General features: G+C 71.9%; 25 protein-coding genes. 10 read left to right on the top strand and 15 right to left on the bottom strand.

The features are described 5' to 3' along the window. Positions 1-2: 2 nt before the first annotated feature. Entirely contained in the window at positions 3-596 is a 594-nt protein-coding gene (locus tag IEX69_RS15385; RefSeq protein WP_085018373.1) for a TetR/AcrR family transcriptional regulator, read from the bottom strand. A gap of 106 nt (positions 597-702) precedes the next feature. Between IEX69_RS15385 and IEX69_RS15390 the strand changes: the two genes are divergently transcribed. After that, positions 703-1,728 (top strand): aldo/keto reductase, encoded by a 1,026-nt coding sequence (locus tag IEX69_RS15390; RefSeq protein WP_085021310.1) that lies wholly within the window; start codon positions 703-705, stop codon positions 1,726-1,728. Between the two features lie 91 nt (positions 1,729-1,819). Here the strand turns inward: IEX69_RS15390 and IEX69_RS15395 are convergent, their stop codons facing one another. The 3 genes from IEX69_RS15395 to IEX69_RS15405 all read right to left on the bottom strand — a co-directional run bounded on the left by IEX69_RS15395 (position 1,820) and on the right by IEX69_RS15405 (position 4,259). Next, on the bottom strand, positions 1,820-2,656 hold the full coding sequence (locus IEX69_RS15395; RefSeq protein WP_085018375.1) for a siderophore-interacting protein: 837 nt from the start codon (positions 2,654-2,656) through the stop codon (positions 1,820-1,822). Positions 2,657-2,723: 67 nt separating this feature from the next. Continuing rightward, entirely contained in the window at positions 2,724-3,854 is a 1,131-nt protein-coding gene (gene rlmC, locus IEX69_RS15400) for a 23S rRNA (uracil(747)-C(5))-methyltransferase RlmC (protein WP_085018377.1), read from the bottom strand. 87 nt (positions 3,855-3,941) lie between these two features. Then, positions 3,942-4,259: a DUF7882 family protein gene (locus IEX69_RS15405; protein WP_085018378.1), complete on the bottom strand. Its 318-nt coding sequence runs from the start codon at positions 4,257-4,259 to the stop codon at positions 3,942-3,944. Positions 4,260-4,537: 278 nt separating this feature from the next. On the opposite strand from IEX69_RS15405, the gene IEX69_RS15410 reads away from it, so the two are divergent. Next, positions 4,538-4,819, top strand: a complete 282-nt coding sequence (locus tag IEX69_RS15410; RefSeq protein WP_085018380.1) for a hypothetical protein — start codon at positions 4,538-4,540, stop codon at positions 4,817-4,819. 200 nt (positions 4,820-5,019) lie between these two features. Here IEX69_RS15410 and map read toward each other — a convergent pair whose 3' ends face one another. Further along, positions 5,020-5,793 (bottom strand): type I methionyl aminopeptidase, encoded by a 774-nt coding sequence (map, locus tag IEX69_RS15415; RefSeq protein WP_085018382.1) that lies wholly within the window; start codon positions 5,791-5,793, stop codon positions 5,020-5,022. Positions 5,794-5,840: 47 nt separating this feature from the next. Here map and IEX69_RS15420 point away from each other — a divergent pair, with 47 nt between their 5' ends. Then, complete coding sequence (locus IEX69_RS15420) at positions 5,841-6,155, top strand: helix-turn-helix domain-containing protein (RefSeq protein ID WP_085018384.1); 315 nt, start codon at positions 5,841-5,843, stop codon at positions 6,153-6,155. On the opposite strand, the gene IEX69_RS15425 is transcribed toward IEX69_RS15420, so the two are convergent. Then, the gene (locus IEX69_RS15425; RefSeq protein ID WP_085021311.1) at positions 6,139-6,531 is read right to left on the bottom strand and encodes a DUF1304 domain-containing protein; all 393 of its coding nucleotides are present in this window, start codon (positions 6,529-6,531) and stop codon (positions 6,139-6,141) included. The two genes, IEX69_RS15420 and IEX69_RS15425, sit on opposite strands and share 17 nt — an antisense overlap. Positions 6,532-6,652: 121 nt before the next feature. Between IEX69_RS15425 and IEX69_RS15430 the strand changes: the two genes are divergently transcribed. The 4 genes from IEX69_RS15430 to IEX69_RS15445 are packed head-to-tail and all read left to right on the top strand — an operon-like array spanning position 6,653 to position 10,900. Continuing rightward, entirely contained in the window at positions 6,653-7,351 is a 699-nt protein-coding gene (locus IEX69_RS15430) for a GntR family transcriptional regulator (RefSeq protein ID WP_085018386.1), read from the top strand. Further along, positions 7,348-8,844: an MmgE/PrpD family protein gene (locus tag IEX69_RS15435; protein WP_085018387.1), complete on the top strand. Its 1,497-nt coding sequence runs from the start codon at positions 7,348-7,350 to the stop codon at positions 8,842-8,844. The genes IEX69_RS15430 and IEX69_RS15435 overlap by 4 nt, the downstream gene beginning before the upstream one ends. After that, entirely contained in the window at positions 8,844-9,776 is a 933-nt protein-coding gene (gene prpB, locus IEX69_RS15440; protein WP_085018389.1) for a methylisocitrate lyase, read from the top strand. The genes IEX69_RS15435 and prpB overlap by 1 nt, the downstream gene beginning before the upstream one ends. A 2-nt stretch (positions 9,777-9,778) precedes the next feature. Then, the gene (locus IEX69_RS15445) at positions 9,779-10,900 is read left to right on the top strand and encodes a bifunctional 2-methylcitrate synthase/citrate synthase (RefSeq protein WP_085018391.1); all 1,122 of its coding nucleotides are present in this window, start codon (positions 9,779-9,781) and stop codon (positions 10,898-10,900) included. Between the two features lie 67 nt (positions 10,901-10,967). On the opposite strand, the gene IEX69_RS15450 is transcribed toward IEX69_RS15445, so the two are convergent. From IEX69_RS15450 to IEX69_RS15465, 4 genes are all read right to left on the bottom strand, one after another. After that, positions 10,968-11,624, bottom strand: a complete 657-nt coding sequence (locus tag IEX69_RS15450) for a Pr6Pr family membrane protein (RefSeq protein WP_085018394.1) — start codon at positions 11,622-11,624, stop codon at positions 10,968-10,970. 108 nt (positions 11,625-11,732) lie between these two features. Further along, complete coding sequence (locus IEX69_RS15455) at positions 11,733-12,491, bottom strand: SCO1664 family protein (RefSeq protein WP_085018395.1); 759 nt, start codon at positions 12,489-12,491, stop codon at positions 11,733-11,735. After that, complete coding sequence (locus IEX69_RS15460; RefSeq protein ID WP_085018397.1) at positions 12,488-13,048, bottom strand: DUF3090 domain-containing protein; 561 nt, start codon at positions 13,046-13,048, stop codon at positions 12,488-12,490. Before IEX69_RS15460 ends, IEX69_RS15455 begins: the two co-directional genes overlap by 4 nt. A 9-nt stretch (positions 13,049-13,057) precedes the next feature. After that, on the bottom strand, positions 13,058-13,801 hold the full coding sequence (locus IEX69_RS15465; RefSeq protein WP_174604392.1) for an MSMEG_4193 family putative phosphomutase: 744 nt from the start codon (positions 13,799-13,801) through the stop codon (positions 13,058-13,060). Between the two features lie 176 nt (positions 13,802-13,977). Here IEX69_RS15465 and IEX69_RS15470 point away from each other — a divergent pair, with 176 nt between their 5' ends. Then, positions 13,978-14,502, top strand: coding sequence for a ribonuclease H family protein (locus IEX69_RS15470; RefSeq protein ID WP_085018398.1), 525 nt, complete (start codon positions 13,978-13,980; stop codon positions 14,500-14,502). Positions 14,503-14,565: 63 nt separating this feature from the next. Here the strand turns inward: IEX69_RS15470 and IEX69_RS15475 are convergent, their stop codons facing one another. The 4 genes from IEX69_RS15475 to IEX69_RS15490 all read right to left on the bottom strand — a co-directional run bounded on the left by IEX69_RS15475 (position 14,566) and on the right by IEX69_RS15490 (position 17,872). Further along, positions 14,566-15,387 carry a DUF4097 family beta strand repeat-containing protein gene (locus IEX69_RS15475; RefSeq protein WP_085018401.1) on the bottom strand — a complete coding sequence of 274 codons (822 nt, stop codon included), beginning with the start codon at positions 15,385-15,387 and terminating at the stop codon, positions 14,566-14,568. Between the two features lie 44 nt (positions 15,388-15,431). Further along, positions 15,432-16,088, bottom strand: coding sequence for a response regulator transcription factor (locus IEX69_RS15480; RefSeq protein WP_085018403.1), 657 nt, complete (start codon positions 16,086-16,088; stop codon positions 15,432-15,434). Then, complete coding sequence (locus IEX69_RS15485) at positions 16,076-17,290, bottom strand: sensor histidine kinase (RefSeq protein ID WP_085018405.1); 1,215 nt, start codon at positions 17,288-17,290, stop codon at positions 16,076-16,078. Before IEX69_RS15485 ends, IEX69_RS15480 begins: the two co-directional genes overlap by 13 nt. A gap of 75 nt (positions 17,291-17,365) precedes the next feature. Next, positions 17,366-17,872 carry a GNAT family N-acetyltransferase gene (locus tag IEX69_RS15490; protein ID WP_085018407.1) on the bottom strand — a complete coding sequence of 169 codons (507 nt, stop codon included), beginning with the start codon at positions 17,870-17,872 and terminating at the stop codon, positions 17,366-17,368. 90 nt (positions 17,873-17,962) lie between these two features. Here IEX69_RS15490 and IEX69_RS15495 point away from each other — a divergent pair, with 90 nt between their 5' ends. Beyond that, positions 17,963-18,598 (top strand): dihydrofolate reductase family protein, encoded by a 636-nt coding sequence (locus tag IEX69_RS15495; RefSeq protein ID WP_085018408.1) that lies wholly within the window; start codon positions 17,963-17,965, stop codon positions 18,596-18,598. Between the two features lie 270 nt (positions 18,599-18,868). After that, positions 18,869-20,152, top strand: a complete 1,284-nt coding sequence (locus tag IEX69_RS15500; RefSeq protein WP_085018410.1) for an MFS transporter — start codon at positions 18,869-18,871, stop codon at positions 20,150-20,152. Here IEX69_RS15500 and IEX69_RS15505 read toward each other — a convergent pair. Beyond that, complete coding sequence (locus IEX69_RS15505) at positions 20,103-22,748, bottom strand: winged helix-turn-helix domain-containing protein (protein ID WP_157127078.1); 2,646 nt, start codon at positions 22,746-22,748, stop codon at positions 20,103-20,105. The two genes, IEX69_RS15500 and IEX69_RS15505, sit on opposite strands and share 50 nt — an antisense overlap. Positions 22,749-22,968: the final 220 nt, after the last annotated feature.

The following is a 22,968-nucleotide window of genomic DNA, read 5'->3' on the forward strand; positions in this document are numbered from 1 at the left end:
GCTCAGCTCGCCTGCGGGGCGTCGGGCGAGCGCAGGCCGGCGAGGAGGAGGCGGACCATGCGCTCGGCGCGTCCCGAGGCTGCGGCGTCCGGGCCGCCTCCGTGGCAGAGGTTTGCCACCGCCCCGAGGAACTCCTCGGGGTCGACGTCGGCGACGGGCTCGCCAGCGTCGCGTGCCGCGGCGGCGAGGCGGGCGAAGGTGGGCACGAGCCGCGTCGAGAAGGAGACGGAGAGGGGCTCGTAGGCGGAGTCGCCGGAGTGGAGCGCGGAGGACAGCCCGCGCTTGGCCGCCACGAACTGCGTGTAGCGGATCACCCACTCGTCGAGCGCCTCGCCCGGCGGATGCGCGGCCTGGAGCTCGTCCGCGGCCTCGACGCAGGCGTCCATCTCCCGTCGGAACACCGCCGAGATGAGGTCGGATCGCAGCGGGAAGTGCCGGTAGAGGGTTCCGACGCCGACCCCAGCACGGCCCGCGATCGCGCGGACGGGTGCGTCGACGCCGGACTCGGCGAAGACGTCCTTCGCCGCCTCCAGGAGGGCGTCGACGTTCTGTCGCGCGTCAGCGCGGAGTGGCCGCGCGGCGGTCTCCGACGACATCGATGGATGCACCCCCTTGAAACGGAACGCTGTTCCGCTTAGTGTGTCCGGTAACAGGATCAACGTTCCGTTTATGTCGATCCTACGACACGAGGAGATCACACGCATGCAGTACCGCACACTCGGCCGCACCGGCATCAAGGTCACCCCCTACGCGCTGGGCGCGATGATGCTGGGCGGGCTCGGCAACCCCGACCGGTCGGAGGGCATCCGGATCATCCACCGCGCCCTCGATGCCGGCATCAACCTGGTCGACACCGCCGACCGCTACGGGGACTCGGAGGAGGTGGTCGGCGAGGCGCTGAAGGGGCGGCGCGACCAGGTGGTGCTGGCCACGAAGTTCTGGGGCCCGGTCGACGATGACGTGAACCACAGGGGCGCGTCCCGCCGCTGGATCGTCGAGGCGGTCGAGCGGTCGCTCACGCGGCTGCAGACCGACTACATCGACCTCTACCAGCTCCACCGACCCGATCCGGACACCGACATCGACGAGACCCTGTCCGCCCTCACCGACCTGGTGCGCCAGGGCAAGGTGCGGGCGATCGGCAGCTCGTCCATGCGCGGATCCGAGATCGTCGAGGCGCAGTGGATGTCGGAACGCCGCGGCTTCGAGCGGTTCCGCACCGAGCAGCCGAACTACTCGATCCTCGACCGCGAGATCGAGCGGGAGATCCTGCCGGTCATCGAGCGGTACGGGATGGGCACCCTGGTCTACAGCCCGCTCGCCGGCGGGACGCTCACGGGTCGCTACCGCGCCGGTCAGGACAATGACCTGTTCCGGTCGACCCGGACCGGGATGCAGCACTTCCGCGACGAGCGGCGCCTCGCCGTGGTGGAGCAGCTGATCGCGCTCTCCGACGAGGTCGGGGTGAAGCTGACGCACCTCGCCATGGCGTTCGTCATCGCGCATCCCGGGGTCACGGCGGCGATCGCCGGCCCGCGGACCATGGAGCAGCTCGAGGACACCCTCGCCGGGCTCGAGGTGAGCCTGTCGGACGAGGTGCTCGACCGCATCGACGCCATCGTGCCGCCCGGGGAGAGCATCGGCGCGATGGACATGGTCTACCGCGGCCCGGAGGTGGGCGATCCCTCCCTCCGTCGCCGTCCCGCCGCCTCGCGCTCTGCGGCCTGATCACCGCGTCCCGTCATGCTCACGTGGTTCCGCCACACCGATCGAGGTGGCGAGACCACGTGGGCACGGCCGAACGTGCGAGAGGACGGGCTCAGCGGGGGAGGATCTGCCCGATGGGCTCGCGCTTCTCCGCCTGGAAGCGGTCCTCCGTGCGGCCGTAGGCCCAGTAGCCCGACAGGGACACGTCCGTCCGGGGCAGTCCCCACTGCGTGAGCACGATGTCGCGGAGCGCCTTCATGGTCTCGCGCTCGCCGTGGGCGAAGACCTGCACCCGGCCGGACGGTCGTTCGAGGCCGCGGACCGCATCCGACAGCACCGTCGACGTCCCGGCCGCGACGGCGGACCCGCGGTGCAACCAGCGCAACTCGACCCCGGCCGGATGCGTCACCGGGATCTCGTCGCCCTCGCCGTGCACCTCGACGAGGGCGACGCCCCGGGCCTCGGCGGGGAGCGCCTCGAGGGCGGACGAGAGGGCGGGCAGTGCCGACTCGTCACCGGCGAACAGGTGCCAGTCCGCCGTGGGGTCGGGGCGGTAGGCGCCGCCTGGCCCGGCGAGGACGAGGCGGTCGCCCGGCTTCGCCGCATCCGCCCAGGGCCCGGCGATCCCCTCGGTGCCGTGCACGACGAAGTCGATCGCCAGCGAGCGCTCGACCGGGTCGACGGCGCGCACGGTGTACGTCCGGCGGACCGGGAGGTCCTCCGGGGCGAGCGTCTCGCGGAGCGCGTCGAGGTCGTAGGGCGGCTCGAGCCCGAGCGCGGGCTTGGCGAAGTGGATCTTCACGTACGCGTCGGTGAAGCCGTTGGGCGCGAACGAGTCGAACCCCTCACCGCCGAGGTGGAGGCGGACGAGGTGAGGGGAGAGCTGCTCGCGACGGAGCACCTCCAGCACGATCTGCGGTCGAGGGGCGCGGGGCTGACGATCTGGCACCCGACCAGGTTAGGTCATCCTTACCCGGACATGGTCGTCCAGCGACGGATCGGCGACGCGCCCGCGTTCAGCGCACCCGCTCGAGCATCGTGACGACCTCGAGGTGCGCGGTGTGAGGGAACATGTCGAGGGCGCGCGCCCGGCGCATCCGGAACCCGGGCATCCACTCCAGGTCGCGGGCGAGCGTCACGGGGTTGCAGCTCGAGTACACGACGTGCTCGACGGCGGAGGCGTCGAGCCACCGGGCGAGCGTCTCCCCGATCCCCCGACGGGGCGGGTTCACGATGACGAGGTCCGGATGCTCGTCGGGCTGGGAGCGCAGAGCCGCCTCGGTCGCGTCGCCGGCCTCGAAGCGCACGTCGTCGAGGCCTCCGAGGCGGGCGGTCGCGCGCGCGCTCAGCACGGCGTCGACGCTCGTCTCGACCCCGAGCACCGCTCGGCCGGGGCTGGCGCAGGCGAGCGCGAACCCGCCGACCCCGCAGTAGAGATCCCACACGGAGGCGGGGGACAGCTCGTCCACCCACTCGCGGGCCTGGCCGTAGAGCTGGTCCGCCACAGGGGTGTTGGTCTGGAAGAAGCTCTGCGGCCGCAGCTCCAGCCGCAGGCCGGCGAGCGTCATGGTGAGCCGGTCGCGCGAGGTCAGCACGATCTCGCGCTCGCCCTCGGTCACCGCCTTGTGCTCCGGCAGGAGGTTGGCCGTGACGATCACGGCGTTCGGCAGCGCCTCCTGCAGTGCGGGCAGGTGCCGACGCAGTCGCGACACGACGTCCTCCGACCGGACGACGAAGCGCACCAGGAGCTCACCGTCGGAGTTCGCGGTGACGAGCACGTACTTCAGGTCGCCGCGTCGGCTCGGGACGTCGTACGGATGCAGGCCCGTGACCGTGATGAAGCGGGCGAGCGCGGGGAGCGCGTCGTGGATGGGAGTGACGTGCAGCGCGCATCCGCGGATGTCGACGCCCCGGCCGCGGCCGTCGAGGATGCCGAGGGTGGGTGCCCCCGTCGTGCCCCCGACGACCATCTTCGCCTTGTTGCGGAACCCCTGCTCGGGGCTCGCGATCGGCGGCAGCCAGTCGGGGGAGTGCGTGGACAGCATGTCCTCGACGCGGGCCTGCTTGAGCGCCAGCTGCTGGGCGTACGGCGTCTCCAAAAGCGAGCACGACCGGCAGAGGCCGGCGTCGAAGTAGGAGCACTGCACGGAGGGACAGTCTAGGTCGGCCCCGCGACGGTGCGGTCGGCCGAGAGGCGACCAGCAGGGCCGTCGGAGGGCGGACGCCCGTGCTGGTCAGGCGACGGCAGCCCGGGTGAGCGGCTCCTCCGTCAGGTACAGCCCCGTCCCTGCGCGCGCCGTCGCCGCCAGCTCCTTGAGCCACGCGCGGTTGAGCTGCGGGGAACGGTTGCCGTGGAACTGGAAGCGGAGGTCGGTGCTCTGGTTGATCCAGAACGTGTCGCGTCCGCTGCCCTCGTCGCGGGTGTGCTGCATCGTGAACGCGAGACTGTGACCCTCGCGCAGCTCGGAGAGGATGACCACCTTGAGATGGGCCAGCGCGCGATCGTCGATCTGCGCGGCGAAGCCGTTCTGGCCGATGTGGAGGAAACCCATGATGAAGACACCTACCTTGTCGTTCGTTCGTTCGTGTCTGTTCGGGAAGAGACCAAGGCGTGGGGGCGTCTTGACAACTCCGGGGACCCGTTCGGGATGGGCCGGATGGACGTGTGTGCGACGTTACGGCCCTCGGACGGACAAGTCACGGAAACCCCCCGTTCTCGGGGGGCCTTGCCAACTGCACGGCGATGTGCAGCTGTCAATCCACGACGATCCCGGTCGCGCCGTGGGTTGACTGTGCTGCGCCCTCGTAGAGGGTGCGGAGCGGAGCACCCATGGCGTCCTTCATCGTCACGATCCACGAGTCGAGGTTCATCGTGGCCGAGGCGACCATGCTGCGTCTGCGTGCGGACGTGCGCGACGCGGTGAGAGCGGGAGGCGACTTCGTCGACTTCCGACACGAGGAGGGGGAGGCCGCTGCGCTCGTCTCCGCGGCGACGCACGTCGTCATCCGGAGGGTTCCCGAGGCTCAGCCGGGCATCGTGGCGGACGAGTCCTACCCTGCGGACCGGGCGCTGATCCCCGTCATCCCGCTCCGGCGTGCGCCCTTAACGTGATTGAGGGCCCGTCGTAGAGGCAACGACGGGCCCTCTCCCTTGCACCAAGAGTGTCCTGCAATCACATTCCGCGGTAGTCGCCACAGCAAACGACTAACGCTCTTGAAATATATAACGGTTCGGTAACGGCCCGCCAGTTATCTGATCGTTATTTTACTGAGAGTTCACCGAGTCCGCATCAACCCCGTGCGCGAGCCGACTCAGCGCGTCGCGCGGGTCAGGATCTCGGGCCCGGCGGGGGTGATCGCGATCGTGTGCTCGGTGTGCGCGGTGCGTGCGCCGGTGGCGCTGCGCAGGGTCCACCCGTCCGCATCCGTGACCAGCTGATCGGTGTCCGCCATCACCCAGGGCTCGAGCGCGAGCAGCAGTCCGGGGCGGAGGCGGTAGCCGCGCCCGGGGCGTCCCGCGTTCGCCACGTGCGGGTCCTGGTGCATGGTCGAGCCGATGCCGTGGCCGCCGTACTCGAGGTTGACGGGGTAGCCCGCGTCGGTCAGCACCGTGCCGATGGCGTGCGAGATGTCGCCGATCCGCGCATCCGGGGTCGCGGCGGCGATGCCGGCGGCGAGCGCGCGCTCGGTGGCGTCGATCAGGGCGACGCTCTCGGCGGGACGGCTGTCGCCCACGAGGAAGCTGATCGCCGCATCCGCCGCGACGCCGTCGAGGGTGACGGCGAGGTCGAGCGTGAGGAGGTCGCCGTCGCCGAGCACCAGGTCGTGCGGTCGGCCGTGGAGCACGGCGTCGTTCACGGCGGTGCAGATCCAGTGGCCGAACGGGCCGCGTCCGAACGAGGGGGCGTAGTCGACGTAGCAGGACTCCGCGCCCGCTTCCAGGATGAGGTCGCGGGCCCACCGGTCGATGTCGAGCAGGTTCGTCCCGGGCGAGCTCCTCTCGCGCAGGGTCTGCAGGATGTCGCCCACCAGGGCGCCGGTGCGGCGCGCTCGGTCGAGCTGCGCGGGGGAGAGGATCTCGATCACGCCGAGAACAATACCGGTAAAACTATCCCGGTACTATCATCGGACCCATGGTCAGGCTCCCGCTCACCCCCGAGGAGGTCGAGCGCGGCCGGCGCCTCGGTGCACTGCTCCGCCGCGCCCGCGGCGAGCGCTCGATGCTGCGGGTGGCGCTGGATGCTGGTGTGTCGCCCGAGACGCTGCGCAAGATCGAGTCGGGTCGGGTCGCGACGCCCGCGTTCTCGACGATCGCGGCGCTCGCCGACGTCCTGGGTCTCTCGCTCGACGCGGTGTGGTCCGAGGTCGGCCCGCGTGTCGAGAGCGCCGACGCCGATTCCGCGCTGGACGAGGACCGCCGCGCTCAGCGCCTCACGCGAACAGCGTGAGGACGAAGCCCGCGGCGGCGGGGATGAACTGGATCGCGGCCGCGCGGAGGTAGTGCCGTCCCGTCGTCAGCAGGACGATGCCGGCGAGCGCCATCGATCCCGTGGTGAGCAGCATCATCGCCTTGCCCGCGATCACGAGGTCGGGGCCGCCTGCCCCGCCGAGCAGGGCGATGCCGATGACCGTCCCGATCGCGAGGAAGAGGTTGTAGAAGCCCTGGTTGTACGCCATGGCCTTGGTGGTGTCGGCCTGCTCCTGCGAGGCGACGCCGAAGCGGGGGAAGATCGACGGCTTCGTCCACAGCACCGACTCGAACACGAAGAACATGACGTGGAGGGCCGCGGCAATGCCGGCGACGATCTGAGCTGCGAGCACCATGGTCAGCACCCTAGCGGCGCCCGGGCACTGCCGAGGGGTGGGTTCGTTGTGTATACAGAGGGGCCCCGACTCGGTAGTATCGACCGCGGAACACGGGTCTGTGTATACAGAGAGGTCGAGGATGAGGGCGAGCGAGCGCGCATACGCGACTCTCCGCCGCGAGATCCTCGACTGGGAGCTCCCGCCCGGGACGGTGCTCGGCGAGATCGAGCAGTCGGAACGTCTCGGCGTCTCGCGCACTCCGTTGAGGTCGGCGCTCGCGGCGCTCACCGCCGAGGGACTCGTGGGTGCCCAGTCGGGCCGCGGGCTCGTGGTGACCCCGGTGTCGGTCGACGACGCACGCGAGCTCTTCGAGGTGCGCGACGCACTCGAGCAGAAGGCCGCACGCCTGGCCGCGCGGAGCGCGGATCGGGAGCTCTTCGAGGGCCTCGCGGCCGAGTTCGCGGATGCGGCACGCCTGATCGAGGATGAGGATCCGGCCCGCCACGCCTACTACGACCTGGTCGCCCGCTTCGACGACGCGCTCGACGCGTCGGCCGCGAACGGGTTCCTCGTGGCGTCGCTGAAGGGCGTCCGCACGCATCTCACGCGCATCCGCCGACTCGCCATCGACAACCCCGACCGGCTGCGCGACGCCGCGGCCGAGCACCGCCTCATCGCCGAGGCGATCGCCGCCGGAGACGAGGAGCTCGCGGCGGCCGCGACCCGCGTGCACCTGCACCGCAGCCTCGCGAACATCCTCGCCGCCGCCGAGACCATCACCGACCATGCCCGGCAACACGGGTACGACCGCCCCCTACAGGAACGAGAACAGAAGTGAACCTCCACTCCGTCCGCGTCCATCCGTCCTCCGACGCTCTGCCCCGCGAGGAGCAGCTGGCCTACAAGATCGCCCAGGTCGCGACCGACCGGGTCGATGTCGACGCCGAGGTCGCCGACATGGTCATCAACCGCGTCATCGACAACGCCTCGGTCGCCGTCGCCTCGCTCAGCCGGGGCTCGGTCGTGGCCGCGCGCTCCCAGGCGCTCGCGCATCCGTACAGCCCGGGGTCGACGGTGTTCGGGGTGCCCGGCACCTACGGACCGGAGTGGGCCGCGTGGGCGAACGGGGTCGCCGTGCGCGAGCTCGACTACCACGACACCTTCCTGGCGGCGGAGTACTCGCACCCGGGCGACAACATCCCGTCGATCCTCGCGGTCGCCCAGCACACCGGTCGCACGGGCGACGACCTGCTGCGCGGCATCGTGACGGGGTACGAGATCCAGATCGACCTGGTCAAGGCGATCAGCCTGCACAAGCACAAGATCGACCACGTCGCCCATCTCGGGCCCAGCGCCGCGGCGGGCATCGGGACGCTCCTCGGCCTCGACGTCGAGACCATCTACCAGGCCATCGGCCAGGCGCTGCACACCACGACCGCCACCCGCCAGTCGCGCAAGGGCGAGATCTCCACCTGGAAGGCCTACGCGCCGGCCTTCGCAGGCAAGATGGCCGTCGAGGCGGTCGACCGTGCGATGCGCGGGCAGACGAGCCCGACCCCGATCTACGAGGGCGAGGACGGCGTGATCGCATGGCTCCTCGACGGACCGGATGCGGAGTACGAGGTGCCGCTGCCCGAGTGGGGCGAGGTGCGCCGCGCCATCCTCGACAGCTACACCAAGGAGCACTCGGCCGAGTACCAGGCCCAGGCGTGGATCGACCTCGCCCGCCGTCTCGGCACCCAGCATCCGGAGCTGCGCGATCCCGCGAACATCGAGCGCATCGTGCTGCACACGAGCCACCACACGCACTACGTCATCGGATCGGGCGCGAACGACCCGCAGAAGTACGACCCCACGGCGAGCCGGGAGACGCTCGACCACTCGATCCCCTACATCTTCACCGTCGCGCTGCAGGACGGGGTGTGGGATCACGTCGACAGCTACAGCCCGGCCCGCGCCGCCCGTCCCGACACCGTGGCGCTGTGGAACAAGGTGACCACGGCTGAGGACGCCGAGTGGACGCGCCGCTACCACTCGCTCGACCCGGCCGAGAAGGCGTTCGGCGGACGCGTCGAGATCGACCTCGCCGACGGCTCGCGGGTGGTGGACGAGATCGCGGTGGCCGACGCGCATCCGCTCGGCGCCCGCCCGTTCGCCCGCGCCGACTACGTGCAGAAGTTCCGCACCCTCGCCGCCGGCGTGCTGGCGGAGGCGGAGACCGAGCGCTTCCTCGACCTCGCGCAGCGCCTGCCCTCCCTGACCGCCGAGGAGCTCTCCGGGCTCACCGTCACGGCCGACATCACCACCGAGACTCCGAAGGGGATCTTCTGATGCTGTACACGACGAAGCCCGCCGCCGAGCGCCGCGCCGACTTCCGCGCCGCGCTGTCGTCGGGCACGATCCAGCGGATGCCGGGGGCCTTCAACCCGCTCTCGGCTCGGCTCATCGAGGACAAGGGCTTCGAGGGCGTCTACATCTCGGGGGCGGTCATCGCCGCCGATCTGGGGCTGCCCGACATCGGGCTCACCACGCTCACCGAGGTCGCGGGCCGGGCGGCGGCGATCAGCCGCATGACCTCGCTGCCCACGCTCGTGGACGCCGACACCGGCTTCGGCGAGCCGATGAACGTGGCGCGGACCGTGCAGGAGCTCGAGAACGCCGGCGTCGCCGGGCTCCACATCGAGGATCAGGTCAACCCCAAGCGCTGCGGTCACCTCGACGGGAAGGCCGTGGTCGGTCTCGACACGGCACTCAAGCGCATCCGTGCCGCCGCCGACGCGCGTCGCGACCCGAACCTGCTCATCATGGCCCGCACCGATGTGCGGGCGGTCGAGGGGCTCGAGGCGGCGCAGAACCGGGCGCGCGCACTCGTGGACGCGGGGGCGGACGCGATCTTCCCCGAGGCGATGGCCTCGCTCGAGGAGTTCGCCGCCATCCGCGCCGCCGTCGACGTGCCGATCCTGGCGAACATGACCGAGTTCGGGAAGAGCGACCTGTTCAGCGTGCAGGACCTCCAGGACGTCGGGGTGAACCTCGTCATCTTCCCGGTGTCTCTCCTCCGCATCGCGATGGGCGCCGCCGAGCGCGGGCTCGACGAGCTCGCCGCCTCGGGGAGCCTCAAGGCGGAGGTGCCCGGGATGCAGACCCGCGCCCGCCTCTACGAGCTCATCGACTACGAGGGCTACAACGCCTTCGACGGTTCGGTGTTCAATTTCACCGTGCCCACGCAGTTCACCGGGCCCACCTCATCCACGAAGGAGTGACGATGACCGATACCACCGCCCCCGAGATCAGGAAGGGCCTCGCCGGGGTCGTCGTCGACACGACGACGATCTCGAAGGTGAACCCCGAGACCAACTCGCTGCTGTACCGCGGCTATCCCGTGCAGGAGCTCGCCGCGCACTGCACCTTCGAGCAGGTCGCCTACCTGCTCTGGAACGGCGAGCTGCCCAGCGAGTCGGAGCTGGCCGCGTTCGTCGAGGCGGAGCACTCGCAGCGCGCCCTGCATCCGGATGTGAAGACGGTCATCGACCTGCTGCCGACGACCGCGCATCCGATGGATGTCGTGCGCACGGCGGTCAGCGTGATCGGAGCGCAGGACCCGTCCGCCGACGACGCGTCGCCGTCGTCGAACCTCGCGAAGGCCGTGCGGCTCTACGCGGCGCTGCCCGCCGTCATCGCGTACGACCAGCGCCGACGTCACGGCCTCGACGCCATCGAGGCGCGCGACGACCTCTCCTACGCGGAGAACTTCCTCTACGTCACCTTCGGCGAGGTCCCGGACCCGGTGGTCGTCAAGGCGTTCGACGTGTCGTGCATCCTCTACGCCGAGCACTCGTTCAACGCCTCGACCTTCACCGCCCGCGTGGTCACCTCGACCCTGTCGGACCTGTACTCGGCCGTCGTGGCCGCGATCGGCACCCTCAAGGGCCCGCTCCACGGCGGGGCGAACGAGGCCGTCATGCACGTGTTCGACGAGATCGGCACCGCCGACCGCGCCGAGGCGTGGCTCGAGGATGCGCTGGCGTCCAAGCGCAAGATCATGGGCTTCGGGCATCGCGTGTACAAGAACGGCGACTCGCGGGTGCCCACCATGAAGGCGTCGCTCGAGACCCTCGTGGAGTACTACGACCGGCCCGAGATGCTCGAGCTCTACGAGACCCTCGAGGAGGCGATGGTGTCGCGGAAGAACATCAAGCCCAACCTCGACTACCCGTCGGGCCCGGCGTACAACCTCATGGGCTTCGACACCGCCACGTTCACGCCGATCTTCGTCGCCGCCCGCGTCACCGGCTGGACCGCGCACGTGATGGAGCAGCTCGCGGCGAACGCCCTCATCCGCCCCCTCTCCGCCTACTCCGGGCCGGAGGAGCGCCACCTCGCCTGACGCTCATCACCGAATACGGGAAAGCTCCGCATATATGGCGGGGCTTTCCCGTATTCCGTGACGAGCGTCACGGTCTCGGCCTCGCCGCGGGCGACGTGCCGCGGAGGGCGTCGACCGCGAGCACGACGGCGACCAGCAGGACGGCCAGGCCGCAGCAGTAGCCGACGACCGCGCCGACGCCGCCCGCGGCGATCGGGCTGATGAAGAAGTACGGGTACCAGTCGGTCAGCGCGCCGCGGATCGAGGTGAAGATCGTCCACCCGAGCGGGAAGACGAGCGCCGAGAGTGCGACCGTCACGCGCAGGCGGCGCGTCAGGGCGGGCGAGCCCGGCGCGACGAGGAGGTCGACGAGCGCGAACGCGGGTAGCACGAAGTGCAGGATGCGCGACGACATCGGCACCAGGAACTCGCTCCCGGTGAACCCGGCCAGTCCCATCAGCACCGCGAACACGCCGCCCGACACGACCACGTACGCGGCGACGACGCTGCGTACTCCGGTGAGCCACGCCGGCTCCGGCCCGGTCCGCAGGAGGAACGCCGTGGAGACCAGGGCGACCAGCCCGAACAGGATCGCGCTCTCGATCGTGAAGTAGGCCGCCAGGTTGCGGAGGGAGCAGGTGCCGTACACGAAGGCGCAGTCCGCCCGCCACCACAGCGCCCACCCGGTGACCGCCACCGCGATGAGGCGCAGGAGCGCCGTCGCGATGCGGGCTCGACGGGTCACCCTCCCACCCTGCCCGGCCCCCGCTCCGCCCGCTTCCCCCGCCGGCTTTGTCCAGGTTTCCGTCGTGAGATCGACGATTCGCGACGGAAACCTGGACAAAGCCCGGCGTCAGAAGAGGGGGTAAGGGATCGGGGGCATGTCGCCCGAGGGGGAGGGGAACACGCCGTCCGCGAGGAGGCGGGCGCAGCGGGCCTCGAGGGCCGCAAGCTCCTCCGCGGGCAGCAGCGGCTCGAGCGACGCGCCGAGCGCGCCGCCGAGCGCGCTTCGCAGGCGCGCGACCGCAGCGAGCTCGTCGTCGGCGAGGGGCTCGCCGATCCACCCCCACAGCACCGTCCGCAGCTTCGGCTCGACGTGGAACGTGATGCCGTGGTCGACGCCGTAGCGGTGTCCGTCGGGCATGGCGAGCACGTGGCCGCCCTTCCGATCGGCGTTGTTGACGATCACGTCGAAGACCGCCATGCGCCGTAGCGCCGTGGAGTCCTCGTGGATGAGGGACACGCGCCGATCGTCGTCGTCGTGTCCCTCGAAGACCCGGCGCCAGCCCGCCTCGGGGATCTCGTCGGAGGGCACCAGGTCGACCGCCTCGACGGCCGGGTCGACGTCCTGCCAGAGCTGCAGCATCCCCTCGCCGAACGGCCCCTCGCCGAGCCAGGTGAGCGGCACGACCGACCACTCGAGCGCCTCCGACACGGCATGGGCGGCGACCTCGCGGTGCGCGAGCACGACGTCCGGGAAGTCCCACAGCGGCCGCTCGCCCTCCGTCGGCTTGTAGACCACCTCGACGTCGCCGAGCGTGCCGAGGAACGTCGCGTTGGAGGCGGTGGTGATCCGGCCCGTCAGCTCCAGCTCGCCGGACGGCGGGTTCACGACCCGTCGAGCGCTGCGCAGACGTGGCCGCCGGCGTCGATCGGCATGCCGCAGAGCGGGCACACCGGTCGCCCCGAGGCGACGATCTCGCGTGCCCTCTTGGCGAACGCCCGGGCGGTGCCGACGGGGATGCGCACGAGCAGCATCTCGCTCGGCGACTCCGTCTCGGCGAAGGGGTTCTCGGGGTCGGCGTCGTCCTCGGGGTCGAGCACCGGGTAGGCCTCGATGACGACCTGCGCGGTCGTCGGATCCCAGCCCAGGCCGATCGCGCCGGTCCGGAACTGCTCGTCGACGGGCTGATCGAGCGGTGCCTCGTCGATGAGCTCGACCGGCGTGGAGGACGGGACGCTGAACGCGTTGCCCTCGTTGACCATGAGCTCGTCGAGGATCTCGTCGATCTTCTCGGCGAGGAGGGCCGACTGCTCCTTCTCGAGCGAGGTGCTCACGATCCGGTTGCCGGTCCGCGCCTGCAGGTAGAACGTGCGCTCTCCCGGGCGCCCGATGGTGCCGATGACGACCCGGTCTGGCCAGTCGAACTCGTGGACGATCGTGGGCATGGGCCCAGTCTAGGTACGTTCCACGGGGGTGGGGCCGGGCTCGGCGTGTCCGGCGCCGCCCCCGACGGTGGAGACGGCGACGTCGGCGGAGGTGTCGGCCGGGCCTTCGGCCGGTCGCAGCCAGGCGAGGTCGCCCGCCTCGGTGTTCGAGGCCATGACCTCCGGGCGCTCGGCGCCGTAGCGGATGATCGAGAGCGAGGCCGGCCCCACCGCGATGCGCTGGAACAGGTCGAGGTGGAGGCCCAGCGCATCCGCGAGGATCGACTTGATGACGTCGCCGTGGCTCACCGCGAGCCAGACGGCGCCCGGCCCGTGTTCGGCCTCGATGAGCGCGTCGCGGCTGCGGATCGCGGCGACCGCGCGGCTCTGCATCCCCGACATCGACTCGCCGCCGGGGAACACGACCGCAGACGGCTGCGACTGCACGACCTTCCACAGCGCCTCGGCGGCGAGCTCCTTGAGCGGACGGTTCGTCCAGTCGCCGTAGTCGCACTCCGACAGCGCCTCGTCGATCTCGGCGCCGGTGAGCGCGGTCTCGGCCTGCCGCCTCAGCACGGCGGCCGCGGTCTCCTGGCAGCGCTCGAGCGGGCTCGAGACCACGGCCCGCAGCGGCACCGCAGCGAGCCGCTCCGCCGCCCGCTCGGCCTGGACCCGCCCGACCTCGTCGAGCGCCACGCCCGGCGTCCGTCCCGCCAGCACGCCCGTCGCGTTCGCCGCCGTCCGTCCGTGCCGCAGGAGGATCACCGTCGCCATCCCCCCACCCTACGGGGGCCCGGCGACCCGAGTCCTCGTCGCTTCGACACCGATCCACGCCAACCCCGCGCCATAGAGGAGGGCTTGCCGGGATTCGGTGTCGGAGCGACGGCCGTAGCGCCGCAGGCGCGGCGGGACCGACGGGGGTCCGGGAGCGGAGACGTTAGAGTCGAGCGGTGACCGACGAGATCGCTGCCTACACCGTGGCCACCGACGGAGCCTGCAAGGGCAACCCCGGCCCCACCGGATGGGCGTGGGTGGCGGAGGACGGGCACTGGGCCGCAGGGTCGCTGCCGCAGGGGACGAACAACATCGGCGAGCTGCTCGGGCTGCTGAACGCCATCCGCGACCACGACCACGTCGTCGACCTCACCATCGAAGCCGACTCGAAGTACGCGATCGACACGTACGAGAAGTGGATGGACGGGCACGCCCGCCGCGGCTGGAAGACGTCGACGGGCGCCCCCGCGAAGAACGTCGACATCCTCAAGGCCCTGATCGAGGCACGCGCTGCACGGCGGGCCCTCGGGCGACCGGATGTGCGGCTGACGCACGTGCGCGGTCACCGTGGCCACCGCCTCAACGAGTGGGCCGACGAGCGTGCCGTGCGGGCCGCGAAGCACGCGGCCGAGGGCGAGGAGCTCGTCTGGTCGTCGCACCACGGCCAGGAGCGCATCGACGTCTCCGTCGATCCGCGCTAGCGACAGCGGCGCGCACACGACGGACGCGGCCGATCCTCGACGAGGACCGGCCGCGGGCGGGGCTCAGCGCGCGGGCTCGACCGTGACGCTGCCCGCGCTCGACTCGAACGAGTAGACGCGCGACGCCCCCGGCCGGTTCGGCACGCTCACGTCGACGGAGCCGACCGAGGTGTCGGCGCGGATCTCGTAGTCCCCGTCCGGGATCGCGACGCGGACGCTGCCCGCGGAGCTCTCCACCTCCATGGAGGACGGCAGCGAGGCGAACGACAGGGTCGCGGAGCCCGCCGAGGAGTCGACCCGCACGTCGCCCGGCACGTCGAGGTCGGTGCCGGTGACACGCCCCGCGGAGCTGTGGAGCCGCAGCGAGTCGGCGGATCCGCTGACCGTCACCGACCCGGCCGACGACGACAGGTCGACCGCGGCGAAGTCGCCCGCGGCGTCGACCGCTCCGGCCGACGAGTCCACGTCGAGGGCGATGGGCGCGGAGTCCCGCGGCAGGGTGATGTCGAGCGACGCGTCCTGGAGGCCGCCGAGGAAGCCGAACGACCACCATCCGTCGCCGCCGACCTTGACGAGGAGCGTCTGCCCGCTGACCTGCTGCGTCAGCCGCACCGAGGAGCCGCCGGAGTCGAAGTCGAGGGTCGGGAGGTCGACGTCGCCGTAGGCGATCGAGACCGAGGAGGCGCTGGAGTCGACCTTGAGGGCGGTGACGTCGGCCGCCACCGCGTAGACGCCGGTGTCCTCGCCGTCGACCCCCGCGGCGGCTCGTGCGATCTGCACCCCGCCGAGGACCAGCATGCCGGCGACGAGGGCCGACCCGATCGTGAGGAGGGTGACGCGGAGAGTGCGGTCGGGGCGTCGTGGCGCAGGAGCGGGAGAGGTCATGGTGCGTGTCCGTTCGTGAGTGGGTGAGGAGAAGAGGGAGGGCGTCAGCGGCGCGCGTCGACGCCGAGGTAGGTGAGCACGGCGAGCACGCGTCGGTGCCCGGAGTCCTCGGCGGGCAGGCCGAGCTTGGAGAAGATCGCGGAGACGAGCTTCTCGACCGCGCCGGCCGTGACGTGCATCCGCTCGGCGATGCTGCCGTTGGAGCGGCCCTCGGCCATGAGCTCGAGCGCCTCGCGCTCGCGCGGGGTGAGGGCGTCGAGGTCGCGGGAGCGCCGCGACCGGATCATGATCTGCGACACGACCTCCGGGTCGAGCACCGTGCCGCCGGATCCGACCGTCTCGACGGCTGTGAGGAAGTCGCCGACCTCGGCGACGCGGTCCTTCAGCAGGTAGCCGAGGCCGGCGGAGTCGCCGGCGATGAGCTCGGCGGCGTACCGCTCCTCGACGTACTGCGAGAGCACCAGCACCGGCAGCGGAGGGCGCGTCGAGCGCAGCAGGACGGCCGCGCGGATGCCCTCGTCGGTGAACGTCGGCGGCATCCGCACGTCGACGACGGCGAGGTCGGGGCGATCCTCGGCGCAGCTGCGGAGGAGCCCCTCCGCGTCGGCGACCGACGGGAGGACCTCGTGGCCCGCGTCGCCGAGCAGACGCTCCAGCCCGGCACGGAGGAGGACGTGGTCCTCGGCGATCAGAATGCGCATGGCACCTCCACGGTGAGCACGGTGGGTCCGCCGGCGGGGCTGTCGAGGGTGACGGCCCCGCCCGCGGCACGGACACGGTCGAGGAGGCCGGTCAGGCCGACGCCGCCCCCGCGCCCCGCCTCGGCGCCGCCCACGCCGTCGTCGGACACGACGGCCCGGACCGAGGACGGTCCTCGCGTCACGTCCACCGAGCAGCGGGTGGCGCGCGAGTGCTTGCTGACGTTCGTCAGAGCCTCGGAGACGGCGAAGTACAGGACGGCCTCGACCTCGGGCGAGGGGCGTTCGGGCAGGTCGACCCGCACGCTCGTCGGAACGGCGCAGTGCGAGGCGACCGCGGAGAGCGCGGCGTCGAGGCCGCGGTCGGCCAGCACGGCGGGGTGGATGCCGCGGGCGATGTGGCGCAGATCGGTGATCGACTCCTTCGTCTCCTGATGGGCCTCGTCGAGGAGCGCGCGGGCGCCCTCGGGGTCGGAGTCGAAGCGTGCCCTGGCCATCCCCAGAGTCATCGCGACCGACACCAGTCGCGGCTGCACGCCGTCATGGAGGTCGCGCTCGATGCGCCGACGCTCCTGGTCGGCCGAGTCGACCGCGCCCTGGCGCGCATCCTGCAGCCGGTCGACGCGTTGCTCGAGCTGGGCGCGCCGCGCCCGCTCGCTCGCCCCGAGCAGCACGACCGCGAGCTGCCGGTCGAGCAGACCCAGCCCCACGGTGAGGGCGATCAGCACGGCGAGCGCGATCGCGCCGACCAGGACGACGAGGATCGGAAGAGAGAGGACGGAGCCCAAGCGGCCGAGCACCGCCGCGCCGACCAGGTCGACGGCGAACGTGATCGCGGCCCAGAACGCGGTGCCGAGCACCAGCGTGGCGAGGTGGTGGAGCATCCCCTTCCAGAAGTCGGCGGAGAACACGTCGACGAAGACCCGGCCGATCCACGCGCCGAACGTCGTGGGCGCAGGGCGCACCGCTGGCGGCACGATCACGACGCCGTAGAGCGCCTCGGCGCGGCGGCGCTCGACGAAGCGCAGGCCCCGGGCGACGACGACGGTCACCCACAGCAGCCCGATGCCGAGCCCGAACAGCGGGATGAGCCCGATGCCGGTCGAGAGCAGCGTCCACATCACCGTGAACCAGACGACGCCGAGGAGGGCGTCGAGAGCGAGGTCGGCGGCGGCCGCCCAGAGAAAGAGGAGTCGTGATCGCACATGACCACGGTAGGGGCGAGCCCCCGTCCGCTGCTCTGCGGTCGCCCTCCCGATCCGTCCGGGGGTTAACCCCCGTCAGTCGCGCCGGGGCGGGGCGCCGAGCTGGAGCGACCACACCGCGACGCGGAGCGTGGTGTCGCGATAGGGGAAGTCCTCCTCGCTGATGCGCTCGAACCCCACGCGCGCACAGACCCTGTTGGAGGCGATGTTCTCGATCGAGGGGAAGGCGAGGACACGCCGCCGCTCGGCGCGTCGCCACGCGTCGTCGAGCACCGCGGCCACGCCGGCCGCGGCCACGCCCCGCCCCTGTGCCTCGGGGACGACGAACCACCCCATCTCGACGATCTCCTCGCCGTGCCACTCCGACCGCCACCAGTTGGCCCCGCCGACCGCGACGCCGTCGAGCTCGATCGCGAAGATCCCGGTCTGGTCGTCCCCGGCGAGCCCGAGGTACTTCTCGTGCCGAGCGCGCACCTTGTCCTCGGTCTCCGGTCCACCGAGGTGGGCGGTCATCGCCGCCTCGTTCGCCCGCACGAGGAGCGGCAGGTCGGCGTCGGTCCAGGGGCGGATCGTGGTGCTCATCCGACCATCGTGGCGTCGCCCGGCCGACACGACAAGGCGGTGGACGGATCCGCTCTCGACAGGAGGCGACGCCGGGGCCAGGGTGGTCGGATGGCGAAGGTGCGCATCCAGAACTTCTCGATCTCGGTCGACGGCTTCGGCACGGGAGAGGGGCAGACCCTCGAGGACCCGTTCGGCCACGCCGGGCACAGGCTGCACGACTGGTTCTTCCCGATCGGGATGTTCGGGCCGCCCGGACCGGAGGGCATCGACCTCGCGCTGGCGCGGTTCGGCTGGGATGCGGTGGGGGCGGAGATCATGGGCCGCCACAAGTTCGGTCCCCAGCGCGGACCGTGGCCCGACGACGGGTGGGAGGGCTGGTGGGGAGACGAGCCGCCGTTCCACACCCCGGTGTTCGTGCTGACCCACCACCCCCGGCCGAGCATCGAGAAGGAGGGCGGCACGACCTTCCACTTCCTCGACGCCTCGCCCGAGGAGGCGCTCCGGCGGGCGCAGGAGGCCGCGGGCGAGAAGGACGTGAGGATCGGCGGCGGGGTGGACCTGGTGCGCCAGTTCCTGGCGGCCGACCTCGTCGACGAGATGCACCTGGTGATCGTGCCGCTGGTGCTCGGCCGCGGCGAGCGGATCTGGGACGGGCTCGAGGGGATCGAGTCACGCTTCCGCGTCGAGTCCGTGGCCACGCCCAGCGGTGTGGTGCATCAGATGTGGTCCCGTACGCGCGACTGAGCGACGAGGCGACGCACCGACGGCGCGGGCCGGCGCCGCGGCAGACATGCCAAGGGCCTCCATCCGGGTGGGGTTGGATGGAGGCCCTCGGTGAGACAAGACGAGTCCAGCTCGTGTGATGGGGCTGACCGGGTCCTACTCGACATCCATTCTGCGATGCCGCAGACCCCCGGTGGGCGCATCCGCCTGGCAATTCACCCGGCACTTCACCTCCCGGGGAGGTGCGGGGGATGGCGGAGGTGAGGGACCGGGCCGTTAGGGTGGTTCCCCGTGACGCGAGGAACCGACCGGGGGCGGATCGCCGGGTATGCGCTGATCAACCTCGTCGTGCTCGGCTCGCTGACCGCCCCGGTCGTCACCGCCCTGCCGTTGCGGATCGCCGAGCTCGTCCCGGCGGAGGAGCGCGCGTCGTCGCTCGCGTTCGTGACGGTGTGCGGTGCGATCGCCGCGCTGGTCGCGAACCCGCTGTTCGGCGTGCTGTCGGATCGCACCCGGGGTCGCCTCGGGCGACGTCGGCCCTGGCTGCTCGCCGGCGTGCTGGTGGGCTGGGTTGCCTCCCTCCTCGTGGTGATCGCGCCGTCGGTCGGCGTGCTCGCGGTGGCATGGACCCTCGCGCAGACGGCGTACAACGCCTCGCTCGCGGCGGTCGCCGCGCTCCTCGGTGACGGCGTCTCGGAGCGCAGCCGCGCCTCCGCCTCGGGCATCTTCGGCGCCGCCGCGTTCCTCGGCACGTTGCCGCCGCTCGTGCTGGCCGGGGTCCTCCCGTCCCGGGTGGATGTCGTCGTGCTCGCCATGCCGACGGCCGCCGTCCTCGTGGTGGCCGCGGCCGTGTTCCTCCTGAACGATCCGCCCCTCGCGGCGGCGAGCGCGGCGGCGAGGGGCCGCCTGCGTTGGCCCGACCGCGACGAGCGGCGCGCGCTGAAGCCGTTCGCCGCGGTCTGGGTGCAGCGCGCGCTCATGCACCTCTCCTTCGGCCTGGTGACCTCCTTCGCCCTGTTCCTGGTGAGCGATCGGATGCGGATCTCACCCGAGGCGGCCGGCCCCGTCGTGGCGCTGATGACCTTCGCCGGGGGAGCGGCCATCGTCGTCTCCGCGCTGACCTCGGGGTTCCTCGCCGGTCGACGAGGCGACTACCGACCGTTCATCGTGGTCGCCGCCCTCGGGCTCGCCGTCGCCTCCGTGTTGCGCGGCGTGGGCACGGACACCGGTCTCCTCGTCGGCGGAGCGGCGCTGGGCGGCCTGGCGCTCGGGGCGTTCTACGCCGTCGACCTCGCCATGGCCCTGCGTGCCGTCCCTGAGGGGCGGCACGGCACGTACCTCGGCGTCCTCAACATGGCCGAGACGCTGCCGGGGACGGTCAGCCCGGCGATCGCGAGCGCCCTCCTGCTGATCGGGGGCCGCGATCCCGTGAGCGGGGCCGGAGACGACTACCTCGCGCTCTGCCTCGCGGCGGCGGTCGTCGCGCTCTGCGCCCTCCTGCCCCTGCCGGCCCTCCGTGGCGTCCTCACCCGCGATCGTGCGTCGGAGGGTCTGAGCGCCCCTGTCCTGCGGTGACGCCGAGCACCGCCAGTCGCGCCAGCGCCTCGGGGCGGCTGGTCACGTCCAGCTTCTTGTAGAGCGAGCGCAGCTGCGTCTTCACCGTGTTGGGCGACACGGAGAGGTCGTCGGCGATGGCCCCGAGCGTCGGGTGCGTGGGGAGACGCCGAGCCACCTCGAGCTCCCGCGGTGTCAGGCGGATGCTCGTCAGGCCGCCGGCGACGACGGCGTGCTCCTTCGCCGGGCCCAGCGCCTCGGCGAGCTCGGGTGACCCGCTTCGCCGGAGCGACTTCTCGAGCGCCTCGAGCGCCGACCTCGGGACGAGCGCCAGAGGCAGGCCCAGGCCGCGCTCGCCGAGGAACGCCAGGGTCGCCCGTCCGGCCGTGAGCGCCGCGCGATCGTCGCCGACGACGGCCAGCGCGGCCGCGGTCAGGGCGAGCGCCTCGCCGCGGGACCGTGACGAGCCGGAGGTGCTTCCGCCGTCCTGCAGGCGCCTCAGCACGTCGTCGGGCATCCCGCGGGCGAGCGAGATGCGGGCGTGCGAGACGGCCAGCCGGGCGTCTTCGCTCGTGCCAGCGAGGGCCCGCTCGGCGGCGACGGCGTCGCCAGCGGCGAGATGGGCCAGCGCCACGGTGTGCTGGAGCCGTTCGCTGGTGAACGGGGAGGAGCCCTGTCGCCGGCGCTGGGTCCGGATGGTGCTCTCCAGCCGCAGCAGCGCCTCCTCCGGCCGGCCGCCGAGCAGGAGGACGAGCGTGTCCAGGTGGGTGAGCAGGGGCCAGTGCTCGATGGTCTCGCGGTGCGGGTCGAGCGTGCGCAGATGCCGATCGGCTTCGGCGGCGTCGAACGACTCGAGCGCGAGGAACGCGCGGGCGACCCGGTAGAAGCTCCCCGAGTACCCGGTCAACCAGCCCTCCGGCCAGTCCCGGATGTCCGCCTCCGCCACCGTGCTCGCGGCCTCGGGCATGTCGCCCGAGACGGCGTGCACCCCGGCCGTCATGGCCAGACCGATCATGCCCGCGGTGAGGCCCTTCGCATCCCCGACCGCGGTCGAGCGGGCGAAGGAGTCGAGGGCCGACTCGGAGCGTCCGCCGTAGAAGAAGGTCGTCCCGGCCTGGTTGTACAGCGTGGGCTCGTTGGGGCCGAGCCTGTCGCGGTCCTCGTCGCTCATCGACACCAGCGTGTCGTAGGTGCGTTCCGCGGCGGCCAGGGCGGGACGGATCCGCCCGCTGACCCTGAGCGCGGCGGTCTGCACGCCCGCCAGGAGGGCGCGATCGGCGGGCTGCGCGGTCGAGGACTGCCGGCTCGCACCGTAGTTCGCGAGCGCGAACAGCTCGAGCGCCCGAAGCCGGTGGGAGCGCCGGGCGTTGTAGATCAGCGCGAGGATCATCGCGATCAGCGGGAGGCGCCGCAGGGTCAGTAGCGGCACCGTCGTGAACAGGTCCCTGACCTGGAGGCCGTGGTTCCGCAGCAGGACGTGCCAGCTCTCGCGGACGACGGAGGTGGCCAGCGCCCAGTCCGAGAAGCGCACCGCCCGTTCCAGGGCGCTGAAGGGCTGCCCGTGGGTCGCCTCCCAGCCGGCCGCGATGAGGTTGAGCGGGCGGACCGCGGAGCGCTGGCGCTCGAGCAGCAGCTGGGCGAAGGCCTCCCTGGCCGGCGGTGAGTAGCGGAACTGCTCGCCGCGGGAGGGTGACCCGGTCCAGAGGCCGAGGCCCTCCTCCTCCGCTCGCGCGAGCATCCGCTCGGCGTCCGTCCGAGGGGACAGTGCGGTGGCCAGCTCCAGGGTCAGGGCGTCGGCCACCGAGGTCCGTGCGAGGAAGTCGACGAGCTCCGGATCCCAGTCCTCCGCCCGGATGCGGTCGTCGAGCAGGGATGAGAAGGCATGGTCGGCCGCCTGCTGCCGTCCCTCGGCCGTGGTCGAGCCGCTCGCCAGCGCGCGGGCGATGAGCGGCGACCCGCCCCACTCGAGGATCCGTTCGACGGTCGACCGGTCGGCACCGGGGCCCAGGATCGCTCGCGCCTCGTCGTCGGTGAGGGCGAGCTCGTCGGTGGTGACCACCGCGGTGTCGAGCACCAGCCCGAGGCCGGGTTCGGTGAGCCTGGTCCGGCGTCGCGCGGTGGCGCGCACCCGCAGACGCGGGAGATCCTCGGCGAGGCGGATCAGGCCGTCGACGGCGGAGTCGGTGAGGCGGTCGACGTCGTCGACGACGATCACGAGATCCCCGGCGTCGCGGAGCGCTCGGCACAGCACCTCCCAGGGATCGGCGCCCGCCATGACGGCCTCGCCGAGATGCCTGAGGGGGCTCGCCGCGGACACCGTCCCCGAGGCCAGGAGCTCGTCGGCGAGGTCCTGCACGAAGGCCGCGGAGTCGACGTCGCGGTCGCGCACGCGCGCCCACACGCCGACGGCGTCCGCCTCGGCCGCCCACTGCGCGACGGCCACGGTCTTCCCGTAGCCGGCCGGCCCGATCACCGTGACCAGCGCCTCCGGGCCATCGAGTCGTGCGCGGATCCGCGGTCGGTCCACCGTGGTCGTCGAGATCCGGGGTACGCCCCACATGGCCACCACGACCTCCCCATCCTCCTCGATGAGTGTAGGCGTCACCCAGGAGGTCACCCGGTCCTCGGAACGGGTGAAATCGCGGGTGAAGTCGCCGTCGGAACCGTGAGTCCGGCGGCGTGCGCTCGATAGCGTCGGCTCAGCGCAGGGACCCGACTGCGCACTCGAGGGGGGACCCGCGCTCATCGACCCGAGCGCGCCGGCGCCTCGAAGAGCGGTCGTCTCGTGACGCCGCCCTTCGGGGCATGTCTGCCGTGCCCCCGACACAGCGGTACGA

Source organism: Cnuibacter physcomitrellae, from assembly GCF_014640535.1.
Taxonomy (GTDB): Bacteria; Actinomycetota; Actinomycetes; order Actinomycetales; family Microbacteriaceae; genus Cnuibacter; species Cnuibacter physcomitrellae.